Origin of the sequence: Vibrio ponticus (genome assembly GCF_009938225.1) — a bacterium.
GTDB classification, from domain to species: Bacteria; Pseudomonadota; Gammaproteobacteria; order Enterobacterales; family Vibrionaceae; genus Vibrio; species Vibrio ponticus.
In genome coordinates, this window is sequence record NZ_AP019657.1 from 1491028 (window position 1) to 1509770 (window position 18743).

Here is an 18743-nt window from a genome sequence, read left to right on the forward strand (position 1 = left end):
TTTAAGCGAGAGAATCCAACTCTCTTTTTGGTGGATGCATGCGCTGCATCTCTTGCCAATTTGGTGCTATCCAAACTGGAGTATCTTGTGATAATTGGAGAGGTTTACCCAAGATCAAATCCGCTGCACGCTCGGCGACCATAATGGTTGGTGCATTCAAGTTGCCATTGGGAATGGTTGGGAATATCGAAGAGTCGACCACGCGCAGTGCATCAATGCCTCTCACTCGGCACTGCTCATCAAGTACTGCAAGCGGATCATCGTCTGCGCCCATTTTGCAGGTACAAGAAGGATGATAAGCACTCTCTACGTTTTGTTTTACCCACGCATCAATCGCATCGTCACTGGTAATGTCAACTCCCGGCTGAATCTCATCACCACGAAACGCATCCATCGCTGGTTGCGAGAGAATTTCACGCGTTAAACGAATACAGTCGCGCCAATCTTGCTTATCTTGATCGGTAGAAATGTAGTTAAACTCAATTCTTGGCTTATCCGTTGGATCATTGGAAATGATCTCTACACTACCGCGACTTTCTGGCTTATTGGGTCCAACATGCACTTGGAAGCCGTGACCATCAAATGCGGCTTGACCGTCATAGCGCATCGCTGCTGGCAAAAAGTGGTACTGGATATTTGGCCATTTCACACCTTTGCGAGAGCGAATAAACGCACATGACTCAAAGTGATTGGTCGCGCCAAGCCCTTTGCGAGTCAGAACCCACTCTGTACCAATCAATCCTTTACTGATCAAACCCAGTTTGCTGTTAAGCGTGATAGGTTGCTTACAATGGTATTGAAAATAGATTTCTAGGTGATCTTGAAGGTTGCGACCCACGCCTGCTAAATCATGGATAACACTGACACCCGCATTTTCGAGCACCTGACGAGGACCAATACCAGAAAGCTGCAACAGTTGCGGCGAACCAATCGAACCCGCACTGGAAACCACTTCTTTATTTGCTAAATATGTTTTCTGTTTACCTGACTTAGAGAGCACAACACCGACCGCAGACTTGTTTTCCAGTAGAATTTTTTCCACCGTCACTTTCTTAATCAGCTTAAAGTTGCTGCGCTTTATGGCTCGGCTTAAATAGGCGTTTGAAGTCGAAGCGCGCACTCCGTTATCAACCGTCATATGCATCGGACCAAAGCCCTCTTGCTGATAACCGTTATAGTCTTGGCTTTGTGGATACCCCGCTTCTTTACCTGCATCAATAAACGCTTGATAGAGAGGGTTAAGGCTCATGTCGTTACCGTTGCAAGTACCAACGGGACCAGAGTCACCACGGTATTTATCTCCCCCACCGACCCAATTTTCGGCACGTTTAAAATACGGCAAACAGTTTTGATAATTCCAGCCTTTTGCGCCATGTTGCTCCCACTCATCAAAATCACAAGCATGACCGCGGACATAAACCATGCCGTTAATCGACGAACTGCCACCCAGCACTTTGCCACGAGGACAATGGAGTTGGCGATCATCAAGCCCTTGCTCCGCGACTGTCTCAAACTGCCATGCATACTTATCGCTGTTCATCGGATAAGAAAGCGCGGTTGGCATTTGAATGAAAATACTTTTATCGCTCCCGCCTGCTTCAATCAGCAGCACTTGGTAGTTACCGCAAGCACTCAGGCGATCAGCCAATACACAACCTGCAGAGCCAGCACCGATGATGATATAGTCATATTGTTTTTGCATATCAGACTCCTCGGTTTTTTAGGCGTAAGGGCTTACAAAATCACCCAACTCCACCAACACGCTCTTGGTTTGGGTATAGTGTTTGAGAGTTTCGATGCCATTTTCACGCCCGATACCCGAGAGTTTGTAGCCGCCTACAGGCATCTCTGCTGGGGAGTCTCCCCAGGTATTGATCCAGCAGATCCCCGCTTGAAGCTGGTGAATAACCCGATGCGCCCTTGAAAGGTTTTGAGTAAATACCCCCGCCGCTAAACCATAATCCGTATTGTTAGCACGAGCGATAACCTCATCTTCGTCAGTAAACGTCATCACAGACATCACTGGTCCAAAGATTTCCTGGTTAACATGTGCCATTGATTCATCACAATCCACAAACACGGTCGGCGCGACAAAGTTGCCTTTCGCAAGCTCGCCAGTTGTGATTTTGTTGCCGCCTATCAAAAGTGATGCGCCACTTTGTTTCGCGGCTTCAATCGAACTCAATACCTTCTGTTCGTGTTGCTTAGAAATCAGCGCGCCAATTTGCGTCTCAGGGTTAAGCGGATCGCCGATGATCAGTTTCTCAGTGCGCTGCTTGAGCTGTTCAATAAAGCTAGGGTAAAGATCTTGATGAACATAAACCCGCGTTCCGTGAGTACAGACTTCGCCTTGAGTGTAAAAATTCGCCACCATTGCCGCCGAAACGGCCTGCTCAAGTGGTGCGTCAGCAAAGATAATCAGCGGTGATTTTCCGCCGAGTTCCATCGTGACTTGTTTGAGCGTCGCGGCACTATCGCGCATCACCGCTTTACCTGTGCCCGTTTCACCGGTGAAGGAAACCTTTGCAATTTCGGGATGAGCAGTCAGCATCTGGCCGACGCGCGCATCACCTTGCACCACATTAAACACACCATCAGGCACACCGGCTTCACTGTATATTTCCGCGAGCTTGAGTGCGGTCAAAGGCGTTTCTTCTGAAGGTTTAAAAATCATCACATTGCCCGCAGCCAATGCCGGAGCAGATTTCCACATCGCAATCTGAATTGGGTAATTCCAAGCGCCTATACCGGCACAAATGCCCAGTGGCTCTCTTCTGGTATAGAAAAACTGTGATTCACTAAGCGGCTGCTGTGCGCCTTGAAGACTTGGAGCTAAGCCAGCAAAGTATTCGATAACATCAGCCCCAGTTGCGATATCAACTTCAATGGCTTCTTGAATTGGTTTACCTGTATCAAGAACTTCTAATTCGGCAAGTTCGTCATTACGTTCACGCAGTATTGCTACTACTTTAAGCAAAATACGACTGCGCTCTGTTGCGCTCATCGCTGACCATTGTTGAAAGCCTCTCTTGGCAGTCTCAATCGCGAACTCCAGTACCTGTTGGTCTGCTTGCTGTACCTGAGCTAAAAGCTCATTATTGGCTGGGTTGTAAGTAGTGAAATACTCCTCAGATTGACCAAAGTGCATCCCACCATTGATATAGTGTGATTTGATATCCATTTGAAGTGGTGACTCTTTATTGTTTGGTATAAAAGGTAATTTGCTTATCTAGATAATCATTGATGATGACGCGTGCTTGTTCCGCATCGATACCTTCGGGGTTGAGCGTCCCACGAAGCCAAATACCATCGATAAGTGAAGCGATACCATGAGCGACCAATTCGGCTTGCTCATGGCTGAACATCGCTTTGAGTTCAATTTTAAGATGGGAAAGCAGACGTTTTTCATTGACGCGCTGTAGGCGCTTAAGTTGTTCGTCATGCATTGAATAAGACCAAAACGCTAGCCAAGTTTTCGCCACTTGGTTTTCTGCTTGATAACCGACAAAGTTACCGTCAACGATGGCATTGATTCTTTGATAGTGGGCATCCTTTGGCAATTGCTGCAATTTCTGCGTAATCGAAGATGAAAGTTGCCTTAAGATTTCTCGCATGGTTTCTTCAAGTAGACCATGCTTACCACCAAAATAGTGATTAATGATCCCTGTCGATACACCCGCTTCTTTACTGATCAATGAAATACTTGCGGCATGTAAACCCACACGATCAATCACCGACATAGTCGCATTAACAAGCTGTGGTTTCCTGATTTGTGGCATCCCTACCTTGGGCATTTTGCATCCTTGTTATTTTTAATTGAACGATTAGTTAAATATAAGATGCCTTATTTTTAATTAGAACTCAAATCATTTATAGCGAAATGTATCTTACTTCATGGTTTTCCAAGAGGTTCTAACTTGAGCAGCGAAAGAATTATTGCAGCAATTATCGCGTGAACACCTGGCTCAACACGCCAATAAATCATCAACAAAACAGTAACTTAAGGCGATGGCGTAGAGATGTTAAATTAGAGTCATTACTGATAGGTTTGTGGTTATCATTTTGTCAGAGCAAGGAATACATTTAGCACTCTAAACATTAAGATTAACAAGAATGTTAACAACTCACCGGTAAAATATTGATACCGTAAAGCGACGGAGGCTAAGCAACAAAGACAAATTGAGAGATAAGATAGTAAGCAAAGCAGATTACTGAGAACAAGAAACATCAGTAAGAACGAAGCAGATAAGTTAGAACCAAATGGCTGCTTTCGCAGCCAAGATGCCATTTTAGAATTTACGTTTTCCAGAAAGAGGCTTTAAGCCAATGTCATGTTGGCTGCCATAACAACCAACAGAGCGGCAAAAATCTTTTTAATTGTCGCAACCGGCAAGTGATTGGTCGCTTTCGCCCCCAGCGGAGCGGTAAACCACGAAGTGCTGACAATGCCTAGCAGGGCTGGCAGATAAACAAATCCAGCAAATCCGTCATTTAGTGAGAAATAACCAACACCAGAACTGACATAGCCGATTGAGCCAAACAAAGCGATAACAATGCCACAAACAGAGGCACAACCGATGGCCTTTTTAATATCAATCGAGAAAAACGTTAGTAGCGGCACCAACAAGGCTCCACCACCGATACCAATCATTGCAGAAAGCCCACCGGTAATTGTCGTGAAAGTGGTCAACACTCCTTTATTGGGAATTTCGCGTTGTTTTGGTGAGTCATTCTTGCTGCTAAAAAACATTTTCAATGCAATCAAGACAACGCTAACAGCAAACACGATGCGCACCACTTGTTCAGGCAGTAATGCGGCCATGAAGCCACTAATAAGCGCCCCAGCCGCCACACCAGTCATGATCCAAGGCGCTAAATCCCATGGCACATTACCATTTTTATGGTGAGCGATAGCTGAAGAGGTAGAGGTAAATAGAATCGATGCTAAAGATGTCGCAATCGCAACCACAACAACCTGTCCCGCTGGCAACAGATCTAAATGCAGCAAAATCGCAGTTAATATTGGTACGATGACTAGCCCACCACCAATCCCTAATAGCCCGGCTAAAAAGCCTACACCGGCTCCCAGTAAAGCGCACAAAACAATTAGCAACATCATGTCACTCATTCAATCATCCTCTTAAGTAGTGTTTATTTTAATTTGGTGCTGTAACACGCTAAAAGCGACACAATATAGCGAACAATTAAATAACACTTCAATACAAACACACCATGAAAAATAATTCATATTGAGATTGAAGTAATACCATTATCATTCGAGCAGTGAGAAACGTATAAATGCCCTATCTCGCTTACTTCATATAATTCATTGCTAGACACTAAAAATTTCAATATCAGCAATGAGCTCGAAACTAGGACGCATGGACATTCATAGTCGCTAGTTTTAGTAAGGAATCAGTCAGCTCAATTCAGGAAATAGGATATCCGCTCAGCATGAATAACGAATTTTCTTTTGCTATTAATAGCATTAGCTTTGATGAAAACTATCAGCCTGCTGATAGTACACGTATTACGACCAACTTTGCTAATTTAGCCAGAGGTGAGCAAAGACAATCGAACCTACGTAATGCTCTCAAGATGATCAACAACAACTTCAATGCACTGGCAAATTGGGACAACCCGAACGGCAACCGCTATTCGCTAGAATTAGAAATTATTTCTGTAGATATGGATATCGAAGCTGGTGCTGAGGCTTTTCCATCTATCGAGATTTTAAAAACTTATATTCTCGATCATAAAACAAACCAACGAATTGAAGGGATTGCGGGAAATAACTTCTCTTCTTATGTACGTGATTATGACTTTAGTGTTCTATTACTCAATCATAATAAAAACCAAGACACATTTAGCGTACCGAATAATTTTGGCGAACTGCATGGCAAACTGTTTAACTTGTTCATTAATTCGAGTACTTACAAGCAAAACTTTAATAAACCGCCAGTAATTTGCCTCAGCGTATCTGACAACAAAACGTATTATCGCACCGAGAATCAACATCCAATATTGGGGGTTGAATATCAACCTAATGAGTCTTCGCTAACTGAACAATACTTCCAAAAAATGGGGCTACAAGTACGTTACTTTATGCCACCAAACAGTGTTGCTCCATTTGCTTTCTATTTCACTGGCGATTTGCTCAATGATTACACTAACCTGGAGTTGATCAGTACCATTAGCACCATGGAAACATTCCAAAAGATTTACCGACCAGAAATCTACAACGCGAATGCCGCTGCTGGTCAGTGCTACCAACCGAATTTGAAAAACTTAGATCATTCACTCACTCAGATCGTCTACGACCGAGAAGAACGCAGCCGCTTAGCCATTGAACAAGGCAAGTTTGCCGAGCAGCATTTCATTAAGCCGTATCAAGCCATTCTCGAACAATGGTCTGAGACTTACTCTTTATAACTAACCGAGTGGATTCTGAATTATTATGAAAATACTACTACCCACTGCAACGTCAGGCAGTCTACCTAAACCCACTTGGCTCGCTCAACCAGAGACACTTTGGTCACCTTGGAAATTACAAGATGATGAGTTAACCCAAGGTAAACAAGATGCATTGCGTTTGTCATTACAAGATCAACATAGCGCAGGCATCGATATCGTCAGCGATGGTGAGCAAACACGCCAGCACTTCGTGACAACCTTTATCGAGCACCTCAACGGTGTCGATTTTGAAAATCGCAAAACCGTTCGGATCCGCAATCGCTACGATGCCAGCGTGCCTACGGTTGTTGGTCCAGTAAGCCGCCAAAAGTCAGTGTTTGTCGAAGATGCCAAATTCTTACGCCAGCAGACTGATCAACCGATCAAATGGGCACTGCCAGGGCCGATGACGATGATTGATACCCTGTATGATGATCACTATCAAAGCCGTGAAAAACTCGCCTGGGAATTTGCCAAGATTCTCAATCAAGAAGCCAAAGAACTTGAGGCAGCCGGTGTCGATATTATTCAGTTTGATGAGCCTGCATTTAATGTCTTCTTTGACGACGTTAATGATTGGGGTATTGCTTGTCTTGAGCGCGCCATCGAAGGGCTTAAGTGTGAAACAGCCGTGCACATCTGCTACGGGTATGGCATTAAAGCCAATACAGATTGGAAAAAATCGCTCGGCACTGAATGGCGTCAGTACGAAGAAGTGTTCCCTAAACTACAAAAATCGAATATCGACATCATCTCGCTTGAGTGTCATAACTCTCGTGTGCCTATTGAACTTCTAGAGCTCATTCGCGGCAAGAAAGTGATGGTTGGTGCAATTGATGTCGCTACCAACACGATTGAAACACCAGAAGAGGTCGCGGATACGCTACGCAAAGCATTGAAGTTTGTCGATGCTGAAAACCTCTACCCTTGCACTAACTGTGGTATGGCACCATTACCACGCGATGTGGCTACGGCTAAATTAAATGCTTTAAGTGCCGGAACTGAAATTGTTCGTAAAGAGCTACAGACAGCAAAATAACCGCCTCTTAGCAGCCAACAATGGTAGTGCTCGATAAAATCAACGAGCGCTACCAATTTTAGCCATCCAAGCTTAGGCTCTGTCACTTCGGTACTGCCACTTAAGCACCAAAACCTCTGTGGATTATCTACGGGCTATTCCTGCTCTGAATCCTTTCTGGTTTCTTTCAAGAACTGCAAGTTTTCATTGATCTTAAAAATAACAATCATTAACTCACACCATATCCTTGATACAATGGCGCCACCAACAATCGTTGCAAGACCAAGTAGAAACTTCTGCAACGTAAAGCCACCATACCCACCAAACATGGTCGCCAGACCAGAAATAAAAGAACCTAGTAGCAACAACCAGTATAAGCCTGTTACTAATTTAGGTGTAAGCATCGAGTCAAAAGACAAAACCGATTTCATTTTAATGTTTCCTTACGAGTATAAATAAACTAGCCGGTTTGATATCTCCGCGATTCAAGTCTCCTGCCTATCATCGTCAGTTCAGACGCTAGTCGAGGTCAAACCTAAACTAAATTACCAGATATCAGGCTCATACGAATAGAGTCATAAACGTGCAGTAGCACGCATTTAAAGGCATTAAAAACAATCGTTAGCGTGTCTGTCCCTTTAAGAAACCCCGCTATAAAAAACTCCTACTAATTCCCCTTAATATGTCTGTCCCTATAAGGATTATTCTTTGCTGTTAACATGTCTGTCCCGATACCAATTCCCCAACACGTGCCTGTCCCTACAAGGCTAAGTTCATAAGACACAAAAAAAGCTTCCCGAGGGAAGCTTCATATACCGTGATAATTTTTGATTATTTCGCAACTTGGTAGTTAATTGGAATCTCAGCCAATTGTGTCCCTTTATTGTCAGGGAACACCAAGTACTCTCCGTGATATTTCACGTTTGATTTGTAGTCGGTCACTTTATGCACCATAAAGCCTGCTTTCGCAGCCGCATCAACGAATTCTGCATGATTACCGCGTACAAACCAGCTCATTGGTTTTACCAGTAATTCGCCATCAAAACAGTTGTCGCACTGTTCAGTACACAATGCTAGCGAGTTTGGTCCCTCAGTAAAAATTTGCACCTTACCCACACCAACCAAAGGTTCAGAAGTTGTCACTTCCCAACCCGACTCCTCCATTGCATCGATAAAAGCGTCAATATCGCGATCTTTGATCGCTTGCGTATCTTGGTCTTCTGGGAAGAAGTCTTTATAGAATGACGAAATACGCTCAAAGGTAAACATTAAGTTTGATGCGTTCCCTTTGGTGCGACCAGCTTTCTGCCAACCAGTCAAATCATCAACCACACAACGATGAAATCGTTGGCCTTTTAATGCTTTTGTCACCCAGCGAATCATGAAATTGTTGTTTGCCACTGGTGCATTAACCAATTTCTTTGCTTGATGCTCTGCGTGGATCTCTTCTAACGCAGCATTTACCAACTTTTGAATTTCAACTGTATATTCAGCCATTAAGCCTTTCTTCCGTATAACCAATAAAACGCGGCAGACAAAACTGAGCATGCCGTCATAACTAAAATCATCGGCCAAGCGACGCCATTTGGCAACGCTGCGACAACCGCACCGATAATTGAACCAATACCAAAACGTAAGGTACCCGCTAAGGAAGACGCGGTACCCGCCATGGTTGGATAACCACTTAATAGCAGCGCCATCGCGTTACTACCAATGGTAGATAATGTACCAATGTACATCACCACAAAAAGAACAATGCCCCATAAACCTAGGTCAAACCACCAGGCAACGAACAAACCAACACCCGCTGCGAGTTGTACCCATAGACCAAAGCGCAACATTGCATGTGAGCCGACTTTTTTCACCAAACGACCATTAATGCTGGTCATGATGATCATCGCGACAATGTTAAGACCAAATAGGTAACCAAAATGATCTGGGCGCACACCGTAAATATCGATGTAAACAAACGAACCTGCAGTTAAGAAGGCAAACATACCAGCGAATGAAAACGCGCCTGATAGCACAAGCCCCATACCGACTGGGTTACGACATAAACGTATATAGTTGCGCAGCGTCGTCGCGAGACGCAGTGGTTGGCGTTTTTCGGCAGTCAAGGTTTCTGGGATTTTCCACAGCACCAACACGATCACAATCGCGGCAAAAATCGCCAGCACCCAGAAAATCGAGCGCCAGCCAAACCAAATCGCCAGGTAACCACCGATCATCGGCGCGATAAGTGGCGCAATGGTGATGACCAGCGTGACAAACGACATGGCACGTGCAAAATCTTCACGATCGAACATATCGCGCACCACCGCTTGGATGATGACCGCAGCGGCAGCACCCGCGAAACCTTGTGCAGTACGAACCAAGGTAAGCGCATCAATGCCGTTAGTCGTTGCACTGACGACTGAGGCGAAGCCAAAAAACAGCACGCCTAGCAGCAACACAGGTCTGCGACCAAAACTGTCTGCTAGTGGACCATGAATCAACTGACCTAGTGCGAATCCCGCGGTATAAGCCGTTAAGGTAAACTGAACTTCACCAGCCCCTACGCCTAAATCGCGCGCGATAGTCGGCATAGCGGGTAAGTACATATCAATAGCTAACGGCGTTAAAGCGCCAATTGCACCCAAGACTAAAAACAATAAAAAACTGATTTGTGGGGCACTGGCTTGTTGTGTTGCAGTGTTAGACATACGTCTCCTAATGGTTGCATTTCAGCTGCGGCGATCCTTGCTGCAACTTAGCAAAATTGAGACAAACCCATTCCAATGGGATATACCAAGTAACTCTAAAAATGAACGCTGACGAGAATAATTATTTTGGAGAGTCTAACGTTCAAATTTAAAACCCATGTCACTCGGTTAACAGTCTATCCTCGATGAAAATCACAAAAATTACTAGTGCTTAAATCAATTAAATAGCCTGTTGATTTGATTATTTTTAACCCAGCACATCACCACTCATTTCGAGTGATGAATTACTGAAGATTTATTTCCAAATTGAATCAATTTCTTCTTGAGTTAGGTAACGGTACTCACCCGGCTCCAGATCTTCATCCAGAACGATGTCGCCAATGCGCTCACGGTGCAGTTGATCAACTTTATTACCTAGAGCAGCAAACATGCGTTTTACTTGGTGATACTTACCTTCCGTGATAGTTAGCAACAGTTCATTGTTAGACGCATCGACGATTTCCATCGTTGCAGGCAACGTGGCTTCTTTCTCATTACGTAATTCAATACCTTGCGCCAGTTTCTCTGCATAATCATCACCAATTGCATCTGCCAGCCATACACGGTAAGTCTTGGCACATTTATGCTTTGGTGACGTGATTCGGTGTGACCATTGACCGTCATCGGTAATCAAAACCAAACCCGTGGTATCCACGTCAAGGCGACCGGCAAAGTGCAAATCTTCCATTTTCACTTCATCAAGCAGAACAAACGCTGTATGGTTAAAACCATCTTCGTGTGAACAAACAAATCCATCCGGCTTATACAACATGATGTAACGTGGACCTTGCAGTTGGATCTCTCGACCTTGCCACTCCACCACACATTCAGTTGTAACCTTAACCGCGCCGCTTTTAATCACTTGCTCGTTTACCGTCACTTCACCGCTTTTGATGATTTTGGTTGCTTCTTTACGTGTCGCACCGAGCGCGTCACACAGAAATTTGTCCAAACGCACTTGCTGTAATTTGTTTGCTTGCGCTTTATTTGGCTGCGTTTTATTTGCCTGCATGGATACCTCAACTTAGTTAGCTGCGCTATTATAGTGCGCCTAAAACAAATAGTTGAGCTATTTCACAGAATTTATGTACACCCTGCGCCCCTATCAAGCCGATTCCGTTAAAGCGGTAATCCACTACTTTCGTAAACACTCGACACCTGCGGTCATCGTATTACCAACGGGAGCCGGCAAAAGCCTTGTTATTGCAGAGCTTGCTCGCTTAGCCAAAGGGCGCGTCTTGGTACTTGCGCACGTAAAAGAATTGGTTGAGCAAAACCATGCAAAGTATGAAGGCTATGGTTTAACTGGCGCTATTTTTTCTGCCGGTCTTGGGCGTAAAGAAACCGATCAACAAGTGGTGTTTGCCTCAGTGCAGTCTGTGGTGCGCAATCTTGACGCGTTTAAAGATCAATTCTCGCTATTGGTTATCGACGAATGTCACCGAGTGCCAGAAGAGAAAAACTCTAGCTATCAGAAGGTGATCAGCCACTTACGCGAGCTGAATCCGGGTATAAAAGTTCTTGGACTTACCGCAACACCTTATCGTCTTGGCATCGGCTGGATCTACCAATATCACACGCGAGGACAAGTCCGCAGTGAAGAAGCGCGCTTCTTCCGTGACTGTATTTTTGAGCTGCCCATTCGCTACCTGCTGGATGAAGGTTTTCTCACTCATGCAAAAATGATGGATGCCCCAGTACTGAGCTATGATTTCTCACAATTAAAACCTGCCAGCACCGGACGCTATAAAGAGTCAGAGCTGGATATGGTGATCGATCAAGCCAAACGCGCCACGCCACAAATTGTCGAACAGATCATCCACTTGTCGTCACAAAAGCTGGGCATCATGGTATTCGCAGCAACGGTGCGCCACGCGCAGGAAATCTTCAGTTTGCTGCCGGAAGGACAAGCCGCGATTGTTATCGGCGATACGCCGACACCTGAGCGTGACGCCATCATCCAGCAGTTCAAAGATCAAAAGATCAAGTACTTGGTTAACGTATCGGTACTCACCACTGGCTTTGATGCGCCGCACGTTGACCTAATAGCAATCTTACGTCCAACCGAGTCGATTAGCTTGTACCAACAGATTGTCGGGCGCGGCTTGCGCTTATCACCAGGTAAAGATGAATGTCTGGTGCTGGACTACGCAGGTAATAGCTATGATTTGTATCAACCTGAAGTTGGCAATCCAAAGCCGGACTCTGATAGCGAAATCATTACTATTCCGTGCCCTGCATGCGGTTTTAACAATAACTTCTGGGGCAAACTGGACAGTAACGGCTTTTTGCTCGAACACTTTGGTCGACGTTGCCAAGGCTATTTTGAAGATGACGAAACCGGTGAGCGTGAACACTGTGGCTACCGCTTCCGAGCCAAATACTGCGGTGAGTGTGGTGCAGACAACGATATCGCCGCACGCATTTGTCACGAATGTGATGCAACCCTTGTCGACCCAGACAAAAAGCTTAAAGAGGCATTAAACCTCAAAGACGCGCTGGTTTTCGAGTGTATAGAGATGGAACTGTCGACCTTCAAAGACGACAAAGGCAAGAACCAACTCAAGGTAACCTATCGAGGTGACAATCAAGCGGCAGTGCATGAGTTTTGGTCTTTGACTACCGCTAAGCAAAAAGAGCGTTTTCATGCGCAATTTGTTCGCCCTCATTTGGCTGACAAGCACCGCCCGTTTGAGGAATCATCGCCCAGTAAAGTGGTAGCCCACCAGCATAGATTTCGTCCGCCACAGTTTGTGATAGCGCGTAAAGTTGGGCGTTTTTGGAAAATGCGCGATCGTATTTTTGCCGATGAACTCAAATAAGGTTAGCGACAACAAAATCAACATAAAGCGGTAAATCTAGCTTGATTCACTTTGTGTTCATGTTGAAATCTCTATAATACATCCAATGCTGGAGTAGGCGGTTTTTATCACTGCATCTCCCAACGAATAGAAAATTTGAGCAAAGGTAACGCTATGTTTAAAAAGCTGTTCATCAGCCTTATCGCACTTGCTGGGTGTAGCATACTCGCCTTCCCTAGCTATGCCCATAAGCATGACAATGGTCATGATCTGGTTCGTGACGTTGAAAAGCCAGGCACCAAGGTTGAATTTGAAGAAGATCAAGACGAAGTCTACGAAGCGGTGAAGAAAGGCTACATTCGTCCATTCTCTGAAATGTACGCAGCCGTAGAACGTGATCTGCATGGGCGAATTATCAAAGTAGAACTCGAAGAAGACGACGATATTTGGGTTTATGAGCTAAAAATTAACTATAACAACAATATCATCAAGGTTGAGTACAACGCGGAAACCTTGGAAATGATAGAAATTCGCGGTCGTAACATTAAAAAAGCATTCAAAAATACAGAAGACTAATAATGAAAATACTTGTAGTGGAAGACGAGCCTCGTTTGGGCGAACAAATTATTGAAGCACTTGAACAAACTGGTTGGGTGCCAGAGCTTGCTCAAGATGGTATCGATGCGCTTTATCGTGCCACGTCAGAAGAGTGGGACGTCATTGTACTCGATCTTGGTCTGCCGAAAATCGATGGTTTAACGGTACTGAAAGGCATTCGAGATGAGAATATCAATACGCCAGTAGTGATTCTGAGTGCGCGTGACACGCTCACTCAACGCGTTGAAGGTCTCAACGCCGGCGCGGATGACTACCTCACCAAACCATTTGAGATGGTTGAGCTAACAGCGCGTATTCGCGCTCAATTACGCCGCGCGTCGGGCAATGCGTCACCAATCATGCAAGTGGGCAACCTGAGCCTTGATACACGTACATCGAAAGTGATGTGGCAAGGTGAAGCGGTAAGCTTAACAGCGCTTGAATATAAAGTTGTCGCCTACTTTATGCATAACGCTGACAAAGTGATTTCTCGTACCGAACTGGTTGAGCATATCTATAAGCAAGACTTCGACCGTGACTCAAACACGATTGAAGTGTTTATTGGTCGCATCCGTAAAAAGATTGCGCCAAACGTAATTAAAACTGTCCGTGGTTTGGGATACCAACTGAATGCCGAGTAAAAAGCTGTCTTTAATCAAACAGCTTAGCTTGAAAAGCCGCCTTGTACTGGCGGCTGTTGTCTGGCTGACTGCAATGATCATTGCCGCTGGTGTAACTGTGCCAAGCCAAGTGTATAACTACATGGTCGCGGACACTAAGTCGCAACTCTCCATCTACATGGACGAAATAACGGCGAACCTTGAGGTGGATAAGAACGGTCAACTAACACTGTCGACTCAACTTTCCGATCCTCGATTCAACCAACCTTATAGCGGTTTATACTGGTCTGCTTCTACTGACGATAGTCAAATTCGCTCCCGTTCTTTGTGGGATCGCACCATCGATTTTAAACAGAAAAAAGCGCAGGCTTTTGGTGCCAGAGAAGAGCCCCTGATCTATATCGAGAACTCGCTCTACTTCCCTGAGTACAACAAACCAATTTCAATTTTGATCGGTATTGATGAGCAGCCAATTGAAGATACGGTCGCGGATCTAATGGGTGAGTTGTGGATCATTCTTGCCCTACTCTATTTTGGCGTGTTAGCGGTGATCTTTTTGCAAATCGCTTGGTCACTGAGCCCGCTCACCAAAATGCACCGTGAGTTGAGCCAACTCCGTCTAGGCAAGCGTACAGCATTAGGCGATGACTACCCACGAGATATTGCACCTGTGGTTTCCGACTTAAACGCCTTACTGTTCCACTATCAGGAATTGTTGGAACGCGCTCGACATCACGCAGGTAATCTATCACACGCCTTAAAAACACCACTTTCAGTGCTAAAAAATGAGATTCAGCACCTGCCGCAAGATAAACAAGCGCCGCTACGTGAGCCTGTTGATCAAATTCAAGGTCAAATCGATTATCACTTGGGTCGCGCTCGTATGGCAGGCTCGATGAATATACTCTCCGTGAAAGCCTCTCCAGCCGAACGTATTGACGCAATCTCAATGGCATTTGATAAAGTTTACGCTGAGCGTGAAGTAACACTAATCAATGAGATTGATTCCGATCTTGAAGTTTCTGTCGAACAGACCGATCTTGATGAGATGGTGGGTAACCTACTGGAAAATGGTTATAAGTGGGCGAATAGTATCATTCGTGTTTATGCCGAACCTGTGGATGCCAACAATATCAATATCATCATTGAAGATGATGGTCCTGGGATTCCAGATGAGCAATTTGACAACGTAGTCAAACGCGGTGTTCGCTTGGATGAGACCACACCAGGCACGGGACTCGGCTTGAACATCGTAAGTGAAATGGCGCACAGCTATCGCGGTACACTGCATTTAAGCAAAAGCTCAATGGGCGGTTTAAAAGCCATGCTGACGATGAAACTCAGCCACTAAACTGCGCAGTACTCCCCCCTTCTACTCGGCTTTATCACCACAGCGTGTGGTAAAGCCGAGAGCTTTAAGAGGTATGCGGTTCTTCCTCTTGCTGTCGCTCTTCTTGCCGCTCTTCTTGCCAAATAACGACCTGATTCTTGCCTTGGTACATTGCTTGGTCAGCAGCCTGAACCACAGATGAAAAGCTGCCTGCACTTTGATTATCAACCACACCAAAACTGGCAGTAGAGCAGACTTGCTTAGAGCCCGAAAAAGTCTTTTGTAGTGACTGGGCAATAGTTTTCGCTTCCTCTATATCACACTCGGGCAATAAGACTAAAAACTCTTCCCCACCCCACCGAGATATATACCCTTTGTGAGCGACAATCTCTTCAGTCAAACTCGCAAATTCAATTAACTCTTCATCGCCACGCTGATGACCATATTTATCATTGATGTATTTAAAATTGTCGACATCAAAAAGAATCACACAGTAGTTTGCTTGTTGCTCTAAAAGCTCCGTCATTCTGCGACGATTGAGTAACCCCGTTAGTCCGTCTGTATGAGCAAGCTTCTTTAGTTCTCTGTTTTGTTTAAGCAATTTGCGCCGCAAAAGTAATATGTCAGTGTGATTTTTCACTCTTGCTAGCACTTCCAAGGCTTCAAATGGCTTTTGAATATAATCAACACCACCGACCTGAAAAGCTCTCACTTTATCTTGTGTGCTATCCAACGCACTGAGGAAAATAATCGGAATATCTTGCGTTCTAGCACTGGCTTTCAAATGTGAGCACACTTCGTAGCCGTCCATTTTAGGCATCATGATATCCAGCAAAATAAGATCGATATCTTTATGTTGGCAAATACGTAACGCAGCACTGCCACTCGGAGCGCCAGTGACTTTATAACCCTCGGCACTAAGTAAATCATCGAGCAGTTTGATATTGTCGATAGTATCATCCACTATCAACACTTCAATTTTAGCGTCTTCATAAGGCATGTTTGTCACCCCCTGATTTTCTAAGCACTGTCTGATTCAGCAGCAAAGCCAAATAATTCGTACAATTCATCAAACTGGTAGGACTCGGCTAAACCTAACAGCTCTGAACGCATACCATCAAAAACCGCTTCGTTCTGGAATTGTTCCAACAAACGCTGCTGATCGCCAAGCGCAATTGCCGCTAAGATTTCCTTCGCGAAGGCGAGATCACACGCTAACTCAATCTCACTAGCTTGCAGTTGACCATATTCCTTCGCTGGTTGAGTCTCTTGAAAATATTCATATTCAACCTCTAAATGCTTTTGCAACAACATAAACAACGTTTGAGCTTGGTATGGCTTACGAGCAAAATCGTCCATTCCTGCCTTAAGCATCTGTTCAATCTCATCATTAAAAACACTGGCTGTCAGCGCGACAATTTTCACATCCAAGCCATTAGGCAATTGTCGTATTGCTCGCGTTGCCTCTAAGCCATCCATCTTAGGCATACGACGATCCATCCAAATAAAATCTGGCTGCCAGTGCTGGAATAGCGTAACCGCCTCTTCACCATCTTGAGCGATTTTGACCTTAAAGCCAGCTTGAGTTAACAGTGTGCTCAGCAACGCCTGATTATCTGTTTGGTCTTCTGCAATCAGTATCTTGGGAATCCAGCTGTTTTCACTTAACTTTTTAATTTGCTGACTTGGCGATAATATCGGTTGATCAACCCAATCTGATGCGAGTAAGTCAAGGCTAAAACTAAACGTAGTGCCATGATTGAGCTGACTTGCCACATCGAGATCTCCCCCCATCAAATCGACAAATTGTTTACTGATACTTAAACCAAGTCCTGTACCATTCTGTGTTGATAATGACGCGACCTGTTCAAACGGGATAAAGATACGACTGAGATCTTCAGGAGCAATACCAATCCCACTATCACATATTTCGAATTTGATACGGTTGTTACCATCGGGAGAGGCTTTAGCCTCAAGCGTTAATTTTACATGCCCAACTTCGGTGAATTTAATCGCATTTCCAAGCAAGTTAATCAATACTTGGCGGGTTTTCACGGCATCACCTTGGACAAAACTCGGAACGCTTGGGGCAATCTCAGCCACAAAATGCAGCTGCTTCTGACTCGCTTTCATTTGCATTAAGTCGACGACCTCTTCGACCATCTCACGCAAATTGAACCACTTCAATTCTGCAACATTATAACCAGCATCAATTTTAGACATATCCAGTACATTATTAATCAAGGCTAAAAGATGCTCGCCAGAGCGATTAATAATATCGAGATACTCTTTATGCTTAATCGGTAAATTAGGTTCCGTTTTCATCAACTGCGAGTAGCCTAATATCGCGTTAAGAGGGGTACGCAGTTCGTGGCTCATATTCGCTAAAAATATTGATTTCGCTCGATTGGCAACTTCTGCCTTCTCTTTGGTTTTCGATAACTTCTGCTGTAAAGCTTTTAGCTTATCCACATCAACATGGATACCATTCATACGCACAGGAGCGCCCTGATCATCTCGCTCGAAGACTTTGCCCTGATCGAGAATCCATTTCCAGCCACCATCACCGCATTGAACTCGGAACTCGGCATGATACAAGTCCGTTTTACCTTCTAAGTGATCTTTAATTTTCTGCTGAGTGGGCTCAATATCATCGGGATGCACTAACGTCGCCCATCTTTCAATACCATTAACGATTTCGGAGAACAGCTGACCATCGACGAATACATCCGAAGTCTCAAGCTTCTTCTGTGTCGCCCAAGTTCGGTTAGCGATAATCTTGCCTTCTAGTGGGTTGAAATCCCATATCCCAAGATTCGCCCCTTGTGCAGCATAGTCGAGACGCTCAATATCATGCTGAAGATGCTCAACCTGTGCTTTAAGTTTTATCTTTTCCGTTTGTTCGGTTAACCATAAAAGCTGATTCGAGCCCATTGGTAAGCATTCGATTTGCCAAAACTTGCCTGTCCCATCTTGCCATTGAATCGCGCCGCTCTCCTGTTTTAAATGCCAACGTTTAACCTGTTGCTGTTGTAAGCACTCAGCCAGTGTGGCACCAACAGATGGGCGCACTTTCCAAATATCGACTCGGTATGCCGCTTGGTTGATGTCAATGATAACACCTTGCTCATCAACACCTATCACGCCATTGGGCTGCGGGTCGTATACAGACTCAGTCATAGC

The 18743-nt window shown here is 44.8% G+C and carries 16 protein-coding genes; 6 read left to right on the forward strand and 10 right to left on the reverse strand.

The window, feature by feature from the left end:
- Position 1 precedes the first annotated feature (1 nt).
- The 4 genes from betA to GZN30_RS06550 form a co-directional block, all read right to left on the reverse strand.
- Positions 2-1702, reverse strand: coding sequence for a choline dehydrogenase (gene betA / locus GZN30_RS06535; RefSeq protein WP_075649085.1), 1701 nt, complete (start codon positions 1700-1702; stop codon positions 2-4).
- Between the two features lie 18 nt (positions 1703-1720).
- The gene (gene betB / locus GZN30_RS06540; RefSeq protein ID WP_075649086.1) at positions 1721-3181 is read right to left on the reverse strand and encodes a betaine-aldehyde dehydrogenase; all 1461 of its coding nucleotides are present in this window, start codon (positions 3179-3181) and stop codon (positions 1721-1723) included.
- A gap of 16 nt (positions 3182-3197) precedes the next feature.
- The gene (gene betI / locus GZN30_RS06545; protein WP_075649087.1) at positions 3198-3794 is read right to left on the reverse strand and encodes a transcriptional regulator BetI; all 597 of its coding nucleotides are present in this window, start codon (positions 3792-3794) and stop codon (positions 3198-3200) included.
- 524 nt (positions 3795-4318) lie between these two features.
- A complete protein-coding gene (locus GZN30_RS06550) occupies positions 4319-5128 on the reverse strand; it encodes a sulfite exporter TauE/SafE family protein (RefSeq protein ID WP_075649088.1) in 810 nt (269 codons plus the stop codon).
- Between the two features lie 326 nt (positions 5129-5454).
- Here GZN30_RS06550 and GZN30_RS06555 point away from each other — a divergent pair, with 326 nt between their 5' ends.
- Both GZN30_RS06555 and GZN30_RS06560 read left to right on the forward strand, forming a co-directional pair.
- Positions 5455-6432 (forward strand): DUF1852 domain-containing protein, encoded by a 978-nt coding sequence (locus GZN30_RS06555; RefSeq protein ID WP_075649089.1) that lies wholly within the window; start codon positions 5455-5457, stop codon positions 6430-6432.
- A gap of 25 nt (positions 6433-6457) precedes the next feature.
- Entirely contained in the window at positions 6458-7492 is a 1035-nt protein-coding gene (locus GZN30_RS06560) for a methionine synthase (protein WP_075649090.1), read from the forward strand.
- Between the two features lie 134 nt (positions 7493-7626).
- Here the strand turns inward: GZN30_RS06560 and GZN30_RS06565 are convergent, their stop codons facing one another.
- The 4 genes from GZN30_RS06565 to rsuA all read right to left on the reverse strand — a co-directional run bounded on the left by GZN30_RS06565 (position 7627) and on the right by rsuA (position 11170).
- Positions 7627-7902, reverse strand: a complete 276-nt coding sequence (locus tag GZN30_RS06565; RefSeq protein ID WP_075649091.1) for a DUF4282 domain-containing protein — start codon at positions 7900-7902, stop codon at positions 7627-7629.
- Between the two features lie 400 nt (positions 7903-8302).
- Positions 8303-8968 carry a DUF2913 family protein gene (locus GZN30_RS06570; protein WP_075649092.1) on the reverse strand — a complete coding sequence of 222 codons (666 nt, stop codon included), beginning with the start codon at positions 8966-8968 and terminating at the stop codon, positions 8303-8305.
- Positions 8968-10173 carry a Bcr/CflA family multidrug efflux MFS transporter gene (locus GZN30_RS06575; protein ID WP_075649093.1) on the reverse strand — a complete coding sequence of 402 codons (1206 nt, stop codon included), beginning with the start codon at positions 10171-10173 and terminating at the stop codon, positions 8968-8970. The genes GZN30_RS06570 and GZN30_RS06575 overlap by 1 nt, the downstream gene beginning before the upstream one ends.
- A 295-nt stretch (positions 10174-10468) precedes the next feature.
- The gene (gene rsuA / locus GZN30_RS06580; RefSeq protein ID WP_075649122.1) at positions 10469-11170 is read right to left on the reverse strand and encodes a 16S rRNA pseudouridine(516) synthase RsuA; all 702 of its coding nucleotides are present in this window, start codon (positions 11168-11170) and stop codon (positions 10469-10471) included.
- 127 nt (positions 11171-11297) lie between these two features.
- On the opposite strand from rsuA, the gene GZN30_RS06585 reads away from it, so the two are divergent.
- From GZN30_RS06585 to GZN30_RS06600, 4 genes are all read left to right on the forward strand, one after another.
- The gene (locus GZN30_RS06585; RefSeq protein WP_075649094.1) at positions 11298-13034 is read left to right on the forward strand and encodes a DEAD/DEAH box helicase; all 1737 of its coding nucleotides are present in this window, start codon (positions 11298-11300) and stop codon (positions 13032-13034) included.
- Positions 13035-13187: 153 nt separating this feature from the next.
- Positions 13188-13589, forward strand: coding sequence for a PepSY domain-containing protein (locus GZN30_RS06590; protein WP_075649095.1), 402 nt, complete (start codon positions 13188-13190; stop codon positions 13587-13589).
- Positions 13590-13591: 2 nt separating this feature from the next.
- A complete protein-coding gene (locus GZN30_RS06595) occupies positions 13592-14251 on the forward strand; it encodes a response regulator transcription factor (protein WP_075649096.1) in 660 nt (219 codons plus the stop codon).
- Positions 14241-15581, forward strand: coding sequence for an ATP-binding protein (locus tag GZN30_RS06600; RefSeq protein WP_075649097.1), 1341 nt, complete (start codon positions 14241-14243; stop codon positions 15579-15581). The genes GZN30_RS06595 and GZN30_RS06600 overlap by 11 nt, the downstream gene beginning before the upstream one ends.
- 64 nt (positions 15582-15645) lie before the next feature.
- Here the strand turns inward: GZN30_RS06600 and GZN30_RS06605 are convergent, their stop codons facing one another.
- Both GZN30_RS06605 and GZN30_RS06610 read right to left on the reverse strand, forming a co-directional pair.
- Positions 15646-16560, reverse strand: coding sequence for a two-component system response regulator (locus tag GZN30_RS06605; protein ID WP_075649098.1), 915 nt, complete (start codon positions 16558-16560; stop codon positions 15646-15648).
- Between the two features lie 20 nt (positions 16561-16580).
- Complete coding sequence (locus GZN30_RS06610; RefSeq protein WP_075649099.1) at positions 16581-18740, reverse strand: hybrid sensor histidine kinase/response regulator; 2160 nt, start codon at positions 18738-18740, stop codon at positions 16581-16583.
- Positions 18741-18743 lie beyond the last annotated feature (3 nt).

Excerpts from the sequence above, each read along its gene's own strand:
- betA (WP_075649085.1), bottom strand. The coding sequence starts at position 1,702 with ATGCAAAAACAATATGACTATATCATCATCGGTGCTGGCTCTGCAGGT.
- betB (WP_075649086.1), bottom strand. The coding sequence starts at position 3,181 with ATGGATATCAAATCACACTATATCAATGGTGGGATGCACTTTGGTCAA.
- betI (WP_075649087.1), bottom strand. The coding sequence starts at position 3,794 with ATGCCCAAGGTAGGGATGCCACAAATCAGGAAACCACAGCTTGTTAAT.
- GZN30_RS06550 (WP_075649088.1), bottom strand. The coding sequence starts at position 5,128 with ATGAGTGACATGATGTTGCTAATTGTTTTGTGCGCTTTACTGGGAGCC.
- GZN30_RS06555 (WP_075649089.1), top strand. The coding sequence starts at position 5,455 with ATGAATAACGAATTTTCTTTTGCTATTAATAGCATTAGCTTTGATGAA.
- GZN30_RS06560 (WP_075649090.1), top strand. The coding sequence starts at position 6,458 with ATGAAAATACTACTACCCACTGCAACGTCAGGCAGTCTACCTAAACCC.
- GZN30_RS06565 (WP_075649091.1), bottom strand. The coding sequence starts at position 7,902 with ATGAAATCGGTTTTGTCTTTTGACTCGATGCTTACACCTAAATTAGTA.
- GZN30_RS06570 (WP_075649092.1), bottom strand. The coding sequence starts at position 8,968 with ATGGCTGAATATACAGTTGAAATTCAAAAGTTGGTAAATGCTGCGTTA.
- GZN30_RS06575 (WP_075649093.1), bottom strand. The coding sequence starts at position 10,173 with ATGTCTAACACTGCAACACAACAAGCCAGTGCCCCACAAATCAGTTTT.
- GZN30_RS06585 (WP_075649094.1), top strand. The coding sequence starts at position 11,298 with ATGTACACCCTGCGCCCCTATCAAGCCGATTCCGTTAAAGCGGTAATC.
- GZN30_RS06590 (WP_075649095.1), top strand. The coding sequence starts at position 13,188 with ATGTTTAAAAAGCTGTTCATCAGCCTTATCGCACTTGCTGGGTGTAGC.
- GZN30_RS06595 (WP_075649096.1), top strand. The coding sequence starts at position 13,592 with ATGAAAATACTTGTAGTGGAAGACGAGCCTCGTTTGGGCGAACAAATT.
- GZN30_RS06600 (WP_075649097.1), top strand. The coding sequence starts at position 14,241 with ATGCCGAGTAAAAAGCTGTCTTTAATCAAACAGCTTAGCTTGAAAAGC.
- GZN30_RS06605 (WP_075649098.1), bottom strand. The coding sequence starts at position 16,560 with ATGCCTTATGAAGACGCTAAAATTGAAGTGTTGATAGTGGATGATACT.
- GZN30_RS06610 (WP_075649099.1), bottom strand. The coding sequence starts at position 18,740 with ATGACTGAGTCTGTATACGACCCGCAGCCCAATGGCGTGATAGGTGTT.